This window comes from Microcoleus sp. S13_C3 (assembly GCF_036700905.1).
Classification (GTDB): domain Bacteria; phylum Cyanobacteriota; class Cyanobacteriia; order Cyanobacteriales; family Microcoleaceae; genus Microcoleus.
The window spans coordinates 1-15,243 of record NZ_JAUBPT010000183.1; the positions used below are offsets into that span (position 1 = coordinate 1).

Annotated in this window: 12 protein-coding genes and 1 pseudogene; 5 read left to right on the plus strand and 8 right to left on the minus strand. The window is 45.5% G+C overall.

Annotated elements, in window-relative coordinates; all coding sequences use genetic code 11:
• On the minus strand, positions 1 to 1,649 hold a 1,649-nt coding region (locus tag QUA16_RS31580), incomplete at its 3' end, for a hypothetical protein (protein WP_333181626.1).
• A 19-nt stretch (positions 1,650 to 1,668) separates the two neighbouring features.
• Between QUA16_RS31580 and QUA16_RS31585 the strand changes: the two genes are divergently transcribed.
• On the plus strand, positions 1,669 to 1,947 hold the full coding sequence (locus QUA16_RS31585) for a hypothetical protein (RefSeq protein WP_333108125.1): 279 nt from the start codon (positions 1,669 to 1,671) through the stop codon (positions 1,945 to 1,947).
• Positions 1,948 to 2,672: 725 nt separating this feature from the next.
• On the opposite strand, the gene QUA16_RS31590 is transcribed toward QUA16_RS31585, so the two are convergent.
• Positions 2,673 to 4,430 carry a helix-turn-helix transcriptional regulator gene (locus QUA16_RS31590; protein WP_333108124.1) on the minus strand — a complete coding sequence of 586 codons (1,758 nt, stop codon included), beginning with the start codon at positions 4,428 to 4,430 and terminating at the stop codon, positions 2,673 to 2,675.
• Between the two features lie 20 nt (positions 4,431 to 4,450).
• Between QUA16_RS31590 and QUA16_RS31595 the strand changes: the two genes are divergently transcribed.
• On the plus strand, positions 4,451 to 4,633 hold the full coding sequence (locus tag QUA16_RS31595) for a hypothetical protein (RefSeq protein ID WP_333108123.1): 183 nt from the start codon (positions 4,451 to 4,453) through the stop codon (positions 4,631 to 4,633).
• A gap of 233 nt (positions 4,634 to 4,866) precedes the next feature.
• Here the strand turns inward: QUA16_RS31595 and QUA16_RS31600 are convergent, their stop codons facing one another.
• The gene (locus tag QUA16_RS31600) at positions 4,867 to 6,057 is read right to left on the minus strand and encodes a ParB/RepB/Spo0J family partition protein (RefSeq protein WP_333108122.1); all 1,191 of its coding nucleotides are present in this window, start codon (positions 6,055 to 6,057) and stop codon (positions 4,867 to 4,869) included.
• 66 nt (positions 6,058 to 6,123) lie between these two features.
• Positions 6,124 to 6,954, minus strand: coding sequence for a ParA family protein (locus QUA16_RS31605; RefSeq protein WP_333108121.1), 831 nt, complete (start codon positions 6,952 to 6,954; stop codon positions 6,124 to 6,126).
• 370 nt (positions 6,955 to 7,324) lie between these two features.
• On the opposite strand from QUA16_RS31605, the gene QUA16_RS31610 reads away from it, so the two are divergent.
• From QUA16_RS31610 to QUA16_RS31620, 3 genes are all read left to right on the plus strand, one after another.
• The gene (locus QUA16_RS31610) at positions 7,325 to 7,504 is read left to right on the plus strand and encodes a hypothetical protein (RefSeq protein WP_333108120.1); all 180 of its coding nucleotides are present in this window, start codon (positions 7,325 to 7,327) and stop codon (positions 7,502 to 7,504) included.
• Positions 7,505 to 7,543: 39 nt separating this feature from the next.
• On the plus strand, positions 7,544 to 7,849 hold the full coding sequence (locus QUA16_RS31615; protein ID WP_333108119.1) for a hypothetical protein: 306 nt from the start codon (positions 7,544 to 7,546) through the stop codon (positions 7,847 to 7,849).
• A gap of 299 nt (positions 7,850 to 8,148) precedes the next feature.
• Positions 8,149 to 8,772: a hypothetical protein gene (locus tag QUA16_RS31620; protein WP_106331512.1), complete on the plus strand. Its 624-nt coding sequence runs from the start codon at positions 8,149 to 8,151 to the stop codon at positions 8,770 to 8,772.
• 273 nt (positions 8,773 to 9,045) lie between these two features.
• On the opposite strand, the gene QUA16_RS31625 is transcribed toward QUA16_RS31620, so the two are convergent.
• The 4 genes and pseudogenes from QUA16_RS31625 to QUA16_RS31640 all read right to left on the minus strand — a co-directional run.
• A complete protein-coding gene (locus QUA16_RS31625) occupies positions 9,046 to 11,427 on the minus strand; it encodes an ATP-binding protein (protein WP_333108118.1) in 2,382 nt (793 codons plus the stop codon).
• 564 nt (positions 11,428 to 11,991) lie between these two features.
• A complete protein-coding gene (locus tag QUA16_RS31630) occupies positions 11,992 to 12,744 on the minus strand; it encodes a hypothetical protein (protein WP_333108117.1) in 753 nt (250 codons plus the stop codon).
• Positions 12,745 to 12,853: 109 nt separating this feature from the next.
• Positions 12,854 to 14,848, minus strand: coding sequence for a hypothetical protein (locus QUA16_RS31635; protein ID WP_333108116.1), 1,995 nt, complete (start codon positions 14,846 to 14,848; stop codon positions 12,854 to 12,856).
• A gap of 195 nt (positions 14,849 to 15,043) precedes the next feature.
• A pseudogene (locus QUA16_RS31640) lies at positions 15,044 to 15,243 on the minus strand (hypothetical protein); the annotation flags it as partial.

Genomic DNA, 15,243 nt, shown 5'->3' on the forward strand with positions numbered 1-15,243 from the left:
TAATCCTCAGTTATTCTTGTTGTCTGTGCAGAAGGAGAATTTTTTGGAGTTGGAGAAGAGCCTGCTGAAGCTGGAGACGAAACAACATTTGTTGGGTTCGAGTTTGGAAAACCATTAGTTTTTCCCCACCAACGACCGCGCAAACAGTCAACAATCCATCCTGAAGGGTTAGATATTTGCTTTGTTTGGCTTCTGATTTGCAGCAGGTTTATGGCTGCTTGAATTTCTTCTAAGTTGTACTGGAGGACGCAAACTCTCAATTCGGGATTCATCCCTCCTGTGGCTTGCATAACTATCTCGACAATCTGAGTCGCATCGGGGTTGGTAATTGCAATCGCTTCAGAGTTAGGAATTGCATTAGGGTTGGCAATTTCAGTCGTTTCGCAATTGACAATTGCAACCACTTTGATAATTTCAGTTACATCAAGGCTGGAAATTACAACCGCTTCAGAATTGGAAATTACAACCGCTTCAGAATTGGAAATTGCAACCACTTCAGAATTGGAAATTGCAACCACTTCAGAATTAGAAATTGCAACCACTTCGACAATTTCAGTTGCATCGAGGTTGGCAATTGCAACCGCTTCGACAGTTTCAGTTGCATCGGGATTAGTAATTGCAATTGGTTCGACAGTTTCAGTCGCATTGGGGTTGGCAATTGCAACCGCTTCGATAATCTCAGTCGCATCAGGATTAGTAATTGCAATTGGTTCGACAGTTTCAGTCGCATCGGGGTTGGCAATTGCAACCGCTTCGACAATTTCAGGAACTTGGGGAGTAACAGGTGAAGATGTTTCAGGACTTAACGGAACAGCTTTATTGGTAGCTATTGGTGATTTGGCGGTAGAGATTGTTGGATTGTCGAGGCTGTTGAGTTCTGTCAGCAGTTTTTGCGGGGGTTTAGAGGTCAAACCTCTTTGTTCTGGAGTGCAAGGCATTGCCACATCGACTGCCTGACTGTTATCTGAATTAATTCTCAGACATTCAGCGGTTGGGGCGGAACATTTATTTTCACTAGGGGTTTTTAGTTCTTGTTCTGAATTTTTATTTAATTCAGTGCTTTTAGATTTGAGCCCAGTTACAAGCTGTGGTTTTTTATCTGGTGAGGTTAAATTTTCTTCCTCTTTAGAAAAATTTAAAAAAACAGCAGCAACATTTTCAGTGCTTTGCTGTTCTTTTTTATCCTCTGTAAAGAGTACGGCACCATCAGGGTTTGAACCCCCTGTTTGCTCAATTTTTGGCTGGTTCAGTCGATTTTTTGACTGCTTGCTCAGTTTTTGGAATTTTGAATGGGTATGAGTGAAGGGGCGAACGTCGCCCAGGTGCTGCACTGCTATGCGGAAAATGCCACGCCCGTAGTTTTTAAGGATTTTGACCAAACCAAGTTTTTCGAGCTGCTTCAGGGCTGTCCGCCTGGTGTTGGGGCTGTAGGGTTTGCCGTTGCGGACTCTTGTGGCTCGTTTTTCGCCCAAGGGGATGCAGTTGATGTCGATTTCCTCTGGTTTGCCGCCGATGCAGGTTCTGTACAGGTAGAGGGCGAGTTTGACGGCGCTGGGGGTAGCTCCTTCTAGTATGTCGGCTAGGGCTTCATAAATTGCGGCGTGTCGGGCGAATGGCGGTTTGTGCCAGGTAGTTGTATCTGCAACCATTTTTTATTCCGGGGTAAAAATGAGCGTGTTACTTTTAGCGACTGTAGTGGTCGCTAGAAGCGTGCGAGAGGGGTTGTTATCAATTTGGTCGCGGGGTATCCGCTCCCGTTTGCAGCAGGAAGGCGGGATGCGCTCCATCGCGCTGCATTGGCGATCGATCGTCGAGTGCGCGATTATTTTTTCCATCCTGCCAGGTCGATCGTCGCGGGATGTGGTGGCGGATCAGTCTTATCAGACTTATAAGAGTTGTAATCAAAAGCTGAAACTCAGATACAGCAAGAGTTTCAAAAAATCATAATCCCGGGATGTGGATGAGATTATCCTGGGATGTGGATCAGATTGTCCTGGGATGTGGATGTTTTTGTAATCAAGCTCAAACCCTGACAATGTAAGGGTTTGAGCTTGATTTTTAAATTTTTTTTTGTGATTACACGGCTGCTGTCGGCTTGATTACGGCAACTAGCCCTTTAGGATCGCTGGATCTCGCTAATTCTGAAAATAGGAGTATTTGAATGCGTTTGCCTGCATAGCTATCCGCGAGATACTGGACAAAACTGGACAACCAGCTCAAATCAGTAAAGATACAGCCCGGTAAAGTCTGGACTGAGGTTACGTTAAGAAAGTCATGACACCCGCCAGATACGCAGCCAGCCCCAGGCTCTGTCGCTGCGATCGCTCAAATTGAATAACAACTTGAATAACCAATTTTTTATTGCTCGGGCGTAGAGAATTTTTGCTTGCTGTTGATTAGTAAGGCTTTTGCTGGGTAACATCAAAATTCTCCAACGTGGCTAAAATCGACACAGCCCAAGGTCAAAGTTTTTTATCTGCTTGAAGTCACGATCGTAGGATAAAAAACAGTAACCCAATCTATGAGCAGCTTTGGGTAAGTTTTCCGAAGCAGCGACCTGTGAGGCGACGAGTCAGTTTGGTACGAGTACCGCGCACCAAAACTGAATTCAACAGCCGACAAGTTTCAAACCCCCATCGATCTAAAATCTCCAATCTCAAATGCGATCGACTTCACTCAGCGATATCCAATAGAGCGAGCAATTTAGTCTCTATTTCCGGGCTGACAGTCCGCTGACCGCGCTCTATCTGAGCAATCAGCGACTGTGAAACCCCCAACCAACCAGCTAATTTTCTCTGAGTCCACCCCTTACCTTCACGGGCTTTTCGCACGGAAGCACCTGCTATCGAGAGTGGTTTTGCCGAAGCGCGCTTTAATTGTTTGGGTTGGGTCTTCTTTGAGATTAAAAGTGGGATGGGTTCTGGCTGAAGGATGGTAATTTTGGCCGCCAGCCAGCATTCCAGGTAGCCTTTTGGGTTTCTTTCCTTGTTCTCAGGCTGAAGTTTATCTGGATAAGTTTCCGGGTCAAATTCTATTTGCCACTCCAGATTCATTAATAGTTTTAAGGCACTATCCCAGCTCTGCTTTAATTTGTAGGCTTTGCGATTATCGCTGCGAGCTGAGTCAATTTGTGGAGATGGTAAAATCGCTTTTAGTAGCGTTAAAACTCGGTATTCACCACTGGCGTGAAATCGGCTTTCTATGGTGACATGAATTGCTAGTCTTAAGGCAAATTCGTTATGGTACGGATCGATTCTCAGCACTTGCTGGGAAAGATAGCCAAACTGATATAACGCTTCTCTCGACTTGGCTCCAGCTCGGTTCAAAAAATCCTGAGTCCACAATCCGGGTTGGACTGTGATGTAGATTTCATGGGGGTTGTCTATCTTACCTTCAAAATTTAACTGACCTTGGGGTTTGATGTAGACATTCCACATTCTCCCTACAGGAGCACTAGCTATAATTTGCCCTTTCTTGTTCATTCCCTCAATCCAAACAGCTTTGACCAACAAACAATCAAGGGCAAATGCTGTATTAGCAATCTCTAGCAGTTTTTCTATTTGAGTTTTTTTGTGATTTTTATCCCATCCCATTTCCTTAACAATATCGCTGGCTTTTAGTGTAAAGCTGCTGTGCCAAGGAGTCTCTTGTTTCATGGTGTGAGCTGCAAAAATAATGTGCAATTTTGCGCTGGTAAACCCAAACTTATCAATGATTTGCTGGGCTTCGTTCCAAGGCAGCAGGGTAATGTCACCTGGGCTGGAAATGTAATGCTCGATATAATTGTTTGAGTTACCCTTTGCTTCATGTTGAAAAACAGCAATACTGCTGGCAGCTTCATACCACAAATCAGGTCGGATCTGCGCGCGGAGACTGGAAGCCATCAGAGCTGCTGTTGGAACAGCTTCTACAGATTTATTCTTGAATAATGGGGGTTCGGTTACTGGAATTGGAAGGGGTGCAAGTTCTAAGATTTTTGCCAACTGAGCTGCTGATAGATTTTGTATATTTATTTGTTGTAGTAATTCATCGGCAGCATGATATCCACACGCACTAATTATCTGAGATTCTGTCCGGGATTCGGATTTGGGTAAGGATGCGTCAGGGTGAAAAGCGATCGTTCCAGGCAGAATATCCGATAGGTTTTGTCCTCGCTCGCAGATATCTAATTGATTCAGTATCCACTCTGCATTCTTTTCCAGAAAATCAGATATAAAGTATTTCTCGAATGTTTTTTCAATAGTTCCTAATAATTGTGGGGTGATTTTTAAATCGCGATACGGTAAGTGTTTTATTCCACTGTTTTGAGATATAATTGTTTTCAAAACATGATGCAATCGGGTAGCAATATTCACTAATATTGAAGATAGGAGTTTACCTTCTCTACCTAGTTTGAGAGCGTATTGTTGGATGCGATCGCGGTCTCTCATAAGGACAATGTGTTTTCAGGTTGCCACATATATCGAATCAAGCAAGATTTAACCCGCCGACTATTAATGGTAAACTCCTCAAGGCGATCGGTGCTTGCTACAACCAACAAAAAGCTGTTTTGCGATCGAAATTACCGTCAGACAGAACAACTTATCAAAAAATTCACAAACTGACTCACAAGCTTGCATTGCCTCATAAATAACTACCTCCACAATGCAATTCGTTTATTATAGATTGTCTGGCAGCTAATCAGATCGAAGGCGATCGATAAAAACGATGGGTAGAAACAGTCGATCGATTTCAGCAGACAGCCCCATCGAAACTTTGTTGTTATACCAAATTCATAAAATATCGCTAAATATCTACCCCCTCAACTCCCCCGTTCGAGGGGAGGAGTTAGAACTGCCTCTGTAGCAGAAATTTATGAAATTGGTATTATTCCCCACCATTTTGTTTCAAAACCGCCTCAATTTCCGCCAGCTTTTGGCGCAAAACCTCCTGCAACTCCACCAGTTGTTCAACCTCAGCTTGCTCCAACACTTGCGGTGACAGCTTTTTCAAATTCCCGGTTGCCAACTTGACCTGCTTGAACGGGCGGGCTGCTCCTGGGAAATCATCCAGAGTGGAACTGATAATTTCTTGCACCAATTTACGAGTTTGGGTCACTGACAATTTATCGGCAATAACTTGATTAGTTGTTTTAACTCTAATCGGCAGCGCTTCTTCCTCTGGCAAGACTAAATTTTTAGCAGAGAGTTTAGAAAGAGCCATTGCATGAACCCCTTTAAGTCCTAATTGCCTGATAGCAGTCTTAAGGTCATCAGCCAAAGACAGCATCGGGAAAATGTTGGCATCGATAGAAGCGGGATTGAGCTGCAAATCCAACAGTGTCCGCAAAACGGCCAACTCTTGTTCATCCAAACCCAAAGCGGCCAAACCCTGTTGCTGCTCGTCAGGTGCCACCGTCACCAACTCGGAAACCAAGTTCATCCGTTTTTGCGCGTTCAAGCGTCGCACCACTGTCGAGAGAATGCGGGGGATAGTTGCAGCTTCCAAACCCGTATTTTCAGACAACTCCCGCACAATAGCTTCTGCTTTATCGAGGGGATTGAGATCTTCCCGGTGCAGGGAAGTCAGCAGTGCTTTGCGGTGCAAAGCCGCGGGTTCTGGAACGATCACAGCTTGTAAAGTTTCCCAGCCCAGATTTTTAGCGCTGCGCCAGCGCCGCTCTCCGTCGAATATCACGAGTTCTCCCCGTTGAATCAAGATAATGGGTTGCAGTTGTCCGTCACTAGCGAGGGAACGGGACATGGACTCGATACTTTCCGGCAAAAATGTCTGTCTGGGTTGTTCAGGATTAGGCTGAATTTGGTCTAGTGAAATGGAGAGGATACCGCTGGCGGATTCTAGTTGTTCTCGCAGTGCAGTCAGTTGAGATTCCAATTCCGTTGAACCAGATTTTCGCAGTTCTTCAATTTCTGCTTTGAGTTCCTGAATCTCGGTTTCAGCTTCAGAGAGGTGCATTGACTGCTTGGCGGATGAAAAATAATTTCCCAGGTCTGGAGCTTTACGGGCGGCCATAGCGATTTTTGATTTTTGATTGGGGATTGGAGAAAGTGAGTTCATGGCTCTTAGTCAGAAACGAAGGACTTGTTTTCGCTAAGCAAGCAAGTTGTGAGTATGAATCAAATACTATTTCTTTTTTTTGCCTTTTTTGGCAACAGCCGGAGCAACTTCATTTCCCATTAAGGTAGCCAGGTGCTTAACAATTTCTTTGAAGTCGCCTAAAGCTGGGTGAAGGGGGCGGTAAATGTGTAAGGGCAACCCTTGACCGCTGGCATTGACAAATTCTGCACTGTCCCGAATTGGTGGAAAAACGCGGATATTCATCTGCTCTAACTGGGCTGGCAAGGACTCTAAAAGTTGTCGGTGGACGGCTCGTTTAGTATCGTATTGGTTGGGTACAAACCCTAAGATTTCTGGTTGCGGCTTGAGGCGTAATTGTTTGCAATGGTGGTAGTACCACTCCAGCAGGTGAGCTGCTCCTTGAATTGATTTTGGTTCGAGCTGTACGGGCACTATTATATGAGTGCAAGCAGTTAGTGCCATCAAGGGCAAGGGGCCGAGGGTAGCGGGGCAGTCGAAGATAATTAGGTCGTGTTCTAAAGGATAGTCGCTCAGGCAATCGCCTAGAAGATAAGCGCCACGCTTGTGCAGAACTAACTCGTCTGCTGTTTGTGTCAGCGTCATTCCGCCTTGACAAACGGTTACATTATTGGTGTGGGGACTCCAGCTAGGAGTAAGAGGCCAAGAGCCATTGAAGCTTTCTCGCATTATGGCGGATAGTGTGTGTTCTGGCTCTGGCGGATTTAGACCGCAAAAAAGGGTCAGGGAGCCTTGGGGGTCGAGATCCATAATGGCTACTTTCAAACCCCTTAACCCCAGTTCGTAGGCGAGGTGAACTGAAAGTGTGGTTTTGCCAGTGCCGCCAGCATTGCTGATGACTGCTAGTCGAATTTGCATGGTTTTGAATTAAGTAGATGATTTAAGTATGATATATCGAGAGTAGGCATCAGATATCGATATATGAGAGCCTCACGGTAAACCACTGTTGGGTTCCACGTTGAAACAGCAACTTAATATTTAGTCGGTCGAGCAGAATCTCGTCAAGTTTAGTACCAGACAAGACAGTTTAAAAGGATGTTCGTTCGATCGCTCGATTGAAACCGAACTTCATATATCAATATCTGAGCTACGTTATAACCGCCGAGTTAACTTTGAAAAGCATCTTGGGATGACGAGCGTACAATCTACCGAAATGCAATCAAACTTCATATATCAATATCTGAGCTAAGCGAGCGCCATCCAACTTTCTCTTAAGAGATGCTAGCAGATGCCAGAACCGTTTCGCAGTGGGCAAGCAGCAATTGGTTTGAAAGCTTTACACGCTGTTCCTATTGTTGTCGAAGGTCAATTTTGGGGGATGGTGGCTTTTGACGACTGCCGGAAAGCAAAGCATCAAGGTTTGGCTGAACTGGCGATGCGTGAAAACGGCGACTGTTTGTATTGGTAGTGCCATTGAACGCGATCGTACCCAAGCAGCAATCCGGTAATGCCTAACAAGAACGAGTCGCCGAACAAGAAGCGCAAAACCGTTTATTGGAGAATCGCGATCGCCGAACAAGAAGCTACGGCAAAAGCTGTCAACGCCTCACTAATTTTGGAAAACTTCGATGAAGCGGTCAATACCACCCTGCAATTTCTTGGGGAAGGATCGGGTTGCGATCTGATTAATATTCTAGAAAATTTCTTCGATATCACCCAACAGCTAAAGCTGGATTTTTCAAGTCTGCATCTATCTTTACGACTCTCCGCTCACTTGCTGCTTCGATCCGCAGCAGCAAGTGAGCGGATTTAGTTTAGGTGGAATGTGGCAGCGGGCAGAGTAGATTGGCGCTCAGTTGGAGATTCAGAGCGAACTGGGAGGGGGAACAAAGGTTATTATTGTTGTATCTGTTAGGATTATCCCAATTTAGTAAAAACAGGAGTGCGATCCGGAGTTCTCTTTCGCGAGATAGAAATGCAAGCGAGCAGGATGCTTGCACTCCTAAAAAACGCTCTTAGGTTAAAACACTGACTGAGAAAATTCAGGTAAATGGCAATGTGTTTATCTAAATCTAAGTATAAAGTTAGAACGACGGAGTGAAAGGTGGAACTATGTCTTATAGCGAATTTTCCCTAGATGATATTAAAAATAAACTCGGATTGACAATTCGAGAAGTCTCTGAAGTTATTACGGCTGTAGAACCGATCGAACCCAGTCAGCTTTTAAAGGAAACCTTAGCAGAAAATATTCCCTTAGCCTTGGGAATCGACACGGAAAAAGCGCGCTCAGAGATGATTGTCGCTCCGGTATTGATTGAACTCCGCAGGCGCTGCGATCGTCAAATCAGCCTCTTTTCCGGTACGGAATTCAATATCGATCGAGTCAAAGGACTCAACGGTGTCTGTGACTTTATGATTAGCCATTCACCAGAACAATTATCTTTAAACGCCCCTGTGTTTACACTTGTCGAAGCCAAGAATGACAATATCAAATCTGGAATTGCCCAGTGCATTGCTGAAATGTTGGCAGCCCAGATGTTTAATCTTCAAAAAAACAACAGTATTTCTTGTGTTTATGGTGCCGTTACAACCGGCAGTATTTGGAAGTTTATGAAACTAGAAAAAAGTACGGTTTATATTGAAACAACAGAGCATTTTATTGAAAATATTCAACTAATTCTAGGTATTTTAATGCAAATTGTTCAGTTGACTCGCCCCACCCTTCCGTGTCTATGAACTTCAGAAATTTTACAGTCTATGACTTCCTGATTTTGATAAAATAAAAGTCTGGGAAACCACACTAAATTCCAGTGGTTCGTGCAGCCGGAATGTTCCGAGTGTTGGGATTTTGATTGTATTCCCAGCACGAGCGTAAAACTTTTCCGTTTATCGCACAAGCGACGCTCTGTTGAACGGTTGACTGGCTTCAGTTTTCTTCATGCTCTCTGGCCGAAATGGACTGCCGAAATTCATATATCGATATCTGAGGTACGGGTTCTAAACAGGGAGTTAACTTTGAGAACTGTCTTGGGATTTGGCGCTCGTACAATCTGCCGAAATGCACTTCTGACTCAAATCGCTGATAATATCTAAGCTCATATTGTCAACTAATTTAGTCAGAGCCACAGCAAGAGGCTTCTGCGACCCGGGAATTCGCTCAATCAACAGCCTTACCGCTTGCTCGTCTCCACAAGCGGCTGCTTTATAAAGCTTCTCAATCGACTCCCTCGGCAATACAGACAGCGACTCAGGAGTCAGTTGCATAACAGGCTCATCCTGTTCAGACTTCCTTGGCGACTCCTCTTCATAGATATAGCGAACTCCCAAATGAAGCGCCATCTTCTCAAAAATTACTGCCTCTCGGAACGGTTTGGCAACAAAGTCATCGAAGCCGTTCGACATGGCGAGTTCCTGGGTTTTAACAAAAGCATTAGCGCTCAAAGCAATAATTTTAGTGTTAGAACCGTTAGGCAGAGCTCTAATTTTTTGAGCAGCTTGAAAGCCGTCTAGAACAGGCATCCTCAAATCCATCCAAATTAAATGCGGCTTGTACTTTCGCCACAATTTAACAGCCAGGGTTCCGTTATCCGCGAACCACACAAGAAAGCCAGCCGACTTCAATATCTGAGTTAGCAGCAACCGATTTGCCGACTCATCGTCCGCTACCAGAATGCGATATATTTGTTGGTTAGATGCCAACCCCTTCACTCGTTTTTGCGGCTGTCTGTCATAAATTTCGCTCTGTGTTGCATGACTGACTTTAATGTAAAAACTAAAAACCGTACCTTTCCCCACAGAACTTTTGACCTTAATCTCGCCACCCATCAGCTTCACGAAAGAGCTACTGATTGGCAATCCCAAGCCCGTTCCCGTTTGCGATTTCCTACCAGTTTCAGTTTGCACGAACGGCTTGAACAAACGGCTAATCTCTTCAGGGGCAATACCAGGGCCTGTATCCTTCACTGAGAACTGGAGAAAGAATTTGGGTAACGGTTTTTTAGCCATAGACTGAAGGCATTTTACAGTCAGCTTCACCCTACCCGTCTCCGTAAATTTAACAGCATTGCCCAACAGATTAATCAAAACTTGGCGCAGCTTGCTTTCATCAGTTCGGACGTATTGCGGTACATCTTTCCGGAGTTCAAAAACAAGCTGCACTCCTTTAGACTGAGTTTTGAGTTGGAACATCCGTTCTATGTCCGAGAGCAAACTGTACAAGTCAACAGCAGTTTCTTCGAGGGTGATTTGACCTGCTTCAATCTTAGACAGCGACAAAATATCGTTGATTAGTTTCAACAAATGCTCACCACTGCGATTGATAATATCTAAACTCGACTGCTGTTCCGGTGCAGTTTTCTTAGAGTTCACAAGGAGGTGGGCAAAGCCGATAATCGCATTCAGAGGCGTTCTCAATTCGTGGCTCATATTGGCCAGAAAGGTACTTTTAGCGCGATTGGCACTTTCGGCTGCAATTTTAGCTTGTTTTAGTTCCTTTGTTTTCTGTGCAACTTGTCGCTTTAAATCGCCAGAATATTCTTCTAACCGCTGGCGAGATGCTTTTAACTGGCAATTCATGCGCTCGAAAGCACAGGCTAGGGCTTCGAGTTCGGCAATACCGCTACCTAAAACTGTTGAGTCGAAGTCGCCACCAGCTATCGCCTCTGTTGCCGAAATTAACCGCAGCAGCCGCTGTTCTATTCTTAGGGAAATGGACAGCAAAAGGCAGATAGAAAGAACCAAAGCCAGCAGCACGAGCAAAATAGTGTTGCGGGTGTTGGCCTGAACTTTGCTCGTGAAGTCGGTTTCGGGTACAACTGCCACAATCAGCCAATTTAAGCCTTTCGAGTTTTTAAAAGGTCTGACTTGCAGCAAGTATAGTGAGTTGCTGGCAGTAAAGTTAAGATTTTGGCTGCTGTTAATAGCAGCGAGGCTGCCATAATGTTTAAGCAAATACTCTGTTGAAAGCTGGATTACTTTTTGTTGCAGAGCTTGGGTGCTTTCTCGCTGCAGTCCGTCAACAGAAATAGACGGTTTTGGTTCAGTTACCTCGTTCCGAGCAACTAAACGTCCCGAACGGTCTAAGATAAAGGCTTGACAGTTAGGGCTAATGAGGAAATCGTTCAAGTTGAATGTTGAGGTTGGGGTGGGAAAAGCAGGATTTGTTTTTTGTTGAGGCAATATTGTTTTTGGAGAGTCTGACCCATTTCTTTCCCCATTTGGTTTGATTGTGATTCCGGCTGTTTGACTTGGGGAAAGTTGGTTTACCGAACCAGTTGGAATTTGATTGTAAGTCCCTTCTCCTTTCCCAACCCCTTCTGTTAAGTAGTTGTCAAGGCGGTCAGAGATACGGCTCGTTGCTTCTCCCAATAGGTGTGCAACTACGTCATTCATTGTCTGCCGCCCTGTTTGAAAAGAAAGCCATCCCGTCAGACATAGTAAGGTTGAAATTAGAAGAGCGTTGGGGACTGTAAGCACAACGCGCAGCGGGAGGGCAGACTTTTTTTGAACTGAGCTTTTTGGGCGGAACATTGATTAAAAAAAGGGAGTGGGAATGAGGAAAAAAACGTTCTTCTTCAGAGGGGAGCAACACCATCCGTAGAAGAGTTCTCCTCTTCTGGGTTACCATCCCCTCTCACTCTCGTTATGCTCCTTGACTAATCCCTATTAGTAGCGCAGCCTCAAACGAATCTGAATCAGTCAAAAGCCATAAATTCTCAGAGCGAGCGGTTAGGAAAACAACTGGTTCCCACCTGACTCAGCGCGGGCAGTATTAAGGAGATGATTGGCATCTCAACTAACCCAAGTTGCGTGCTTAAAACCGCTCTTGACTGGTAATGGGTAATGGGTAATTGGAACAATTTGAGATTTGAGATTTTAAATTGATGGCTCGCCGTTTATCCCGCTCTGTGCTTGACCCCGGAACGAATGCACTTGCCTAACTCTGTCTAACATGAGTTAGATATGAGTAGGTTTGTGTGAACGGTAGTTTGATTCTTCAAAAGCTATTTTGGCTAGCTCGACAATTACAGACAAGTCTACTCCGGCTCGTGCTGCAGCATCGGCCGCCGATAGATTCTGATTTTTTACTAACGCTAAAAATTGTCGCACGCTGTAGACTACTGGGTCGTTGGCTGCTGTGTAGCCTCTTTGAATGGCAATCAGCAATCCTTTTTCGACATCTGATACTGCGAGGGCGCGATTTCTATCAACGTTCTGTGCCGGCGACATTCTTGGGGTGAGGGGAGCGATGCGAATTCCTAAGTGTTCTGGTTCTTTGTTGGTAGGAACGATGTTGAAGTTGTAAAGTCGCTGTTTGCCTTTTGAATCTACAGTTTTGATTGAGAGGTTGGTGATGGTAGCTGTGGTAGCTCCTGGAAAATTGAGCGCTTGAATGGGACGCAAGAAAACAGTTTTGGCTTGGCCGCTTGCCAACTGTGCATCGGTGCTGAAAACTATTTTTGAGGGGTCGGCAATTAAAACGTAGGCGAGAGCTTCATCGGTTGAGCTGAAGTCGATCGCACTTGCGCGACCGGGATAGACTAAAATATCGTGAGCACTATTGACGGCAATATCTCGACCCACAGTTTGATAGCCTGTTACTCTTGATTGAGCAAAAGCACAGTCGGGGTAGCTCGCAGCAGCGAACACTGCTGTGAACAAAAGCCCTCCGAGGGAAAGCATTCTTGGGGATTGGATGCGATTCGTCATGGCAGTTATTCGTTGATGTGGAGAAAATTGTTGACAGTAGAAACGGGGATTTCCTTTACTAATCGCCGCAGTCGCGTTGGGGCGACTTAACCGTTTACCGACGGTTTGGTTATCGGTAAATGTTGAGAAAGCTGTTAACAGTAATAGAAACCGGGGTTCCTTTATTAACCACAGCTACATTAGGGCGGTTTAAAAGTTCTTCAGTTGCTCTATCTGAGCGGCTTTCCATCCGTTTTGCTAGGGGGCTGAAGAAGCCATCGAGGACGGCTGACCAAATTTGCGGGTCTCGACTTTCAACGGTGGTTGTACTGCTCCCAAACCTACCGCTAATACTGCTAGAGCTCCTGACTTTAGGCTCTGCGAACACTTGACCGACTCGTCCAACTCCTGACAGCACTGCGGTGAGGATATCCTGTCCGGCAATATCGTTCCCTGGGTCGAAGTAGCCTGAAGCAATCAGCGGCTGTCCGCCCTCTCCTGCAATCAAAATTGCGCCTTCTGGAATGGGCTGCTGTTTAATCTGACCGTTTCTATCAGAGTAGACGAGCGCCACAGCAGTAGCTTGTACCATGCGATTGGTCTTGCTGACGGTGCTGGCTTTGGCAATGACAACCGTGCCCGCAGAAAAAGCAATAGAGCCGTCAGTTGCCGTGAAATCGGCTGTGAGGGTGACGGCAAATTTGTCGTAAAGCTGTTTGCCTGAGCCTTCATCCCACAACAGGGGAACCGAAACTACGCCGTTGACTGTGGTTCCAAGGGGAACAATCGCTGTTTGGGGCGTGCGGTTGAGAATGCCTTTTGCCCCTGGGGAATTTACTTGTTCTAGGGTTGGGGAGTTTGTTAAGGCATCCGCCTCCTTTGCAGCTTCTGGGGAAAGGGTTTGAAATTCTGTATCGGCGGGCCAGGACGTTGGACGAGCGCTCAGTCGAGCCTCCGTCTCGATTGGGTTATCGGTAGAATCGGAACTTGTTTGGGGGGAAAAGGAAGCCGGAGTTAATTGGTTAGTGGGGTTTTGGGAGTTGTCGGTGGTTTCGAGGCTGTCCTCTCCATAAGGAAACTCCGGGTGTAGCCTTTCCCCGCTGGCGTTATTTGGGTGGCTATATAGTTTTTCTGGGATTTGCTCGAAAGAAACGTATGAGGGTGGCGACTTTTGGTTGCCGATATTGACTGTTAGGAATTCAGTTGTGGGAGCTGGCTTTGTCAGAGCGGCGGCGGTAGCACTTGTTGTCGCTGGAGTGCTTGGTGTTGCACTCACGGCATTCGCTATTCGGTTAGGGTCAAAATTTCCCCTAATTTGTCCGAGTTGGGCGAGTTGGTTCCACCGCTCAAACGGGTCGATTTTTTCTTCTGTTGGAGTTGGAATTAAAGGTGGGGGTACTAACGGTTTGAGTATGGGGCCCGGTGCGGGTGTTCTTGAGGGTACTCTTTGAGGTATGGGTGCAGGTAGTGTTACCGTCCGCACTACTGTTCTGGGTAGGGGTTCGCGTAGAGGAGTAGGTGGCTCTGCAGCGCTCCGGGTAGCGACTAGACGCGGAGTTCGCGGATTTCGTGGGGCTCTTGACGGTTTGGGCGACGGTTCTGTTTTGGGTTTTGCGGTTTTTTGCGTTTTTTCGGCTAACAGTTTTTGTTGGTCTTGGTAAGCTAATTTAGCCAACAACTCCGGTTTTTCATCTTTAATGGTGCCAGAAGAGCTTTCTTTTGGTGTTGATTGTGCGATAGGTTCGCGAGGTGATTTAGGCTTGATAAATTGCCAAATCAGCAGTCCTAGCAATAGTATTCCACCAGTCAACAGCAGCATTGTCACTGCTCTAGGAACGCCTCTTTCGGAAACAGGCGGTGGCAGTGGTCTTTCCTCATCTTGAGCAAGTTGATATTGAGTTTCCAATGTTAGGGGTGCATTGGGGTCAAAGTTAGCAATGAAGTTCTCGTCAATATCATCTTGCGAGGGGGAAGGGGAAGGGGAAAAGTTATCTTCTGACATCTTGCTACTATCGTTATTAAGGATACTTTCGCTATCAAGAGGGAGTGAATTCTTTTGCTCAAATTCTGCTGCTGTCAACTTTGTTGGATGAGAATTGTTTGAAGATTCTTGTCTATTACTCATGGCTACCTCGGTTGTTGCTTATTACGATGGTTAATTAACAAATGATTGGCTTTTCTGTGAGTGGGAAAGAGCAGAAAATCACGACTTCTTTGTTATTAAATACAACCGCTTGAAGTTCATATACAGCACTTGTCAGGTAAGTGAAATACAAACAAATCGGTTTCTGTAGGGGCGGTACTCCTTCCCCTTCCCCCTCTAAGGTTTAAATTCAACAATTCGGGAAATTTCTAATCCGGCTGCTCTCAAAGAGTGAATAGTCTTCTCTAATTCATTAGCGTTTTCTTGGAGAGGGGATTTGGGAATTTCTACGGCTTTGATGGTGAAGGTTCGATTAAACTGTTCTCGGCTTTCTCCAATGCCTTGCTCTAGCACTACGCGAGTAGCAATTACATCTA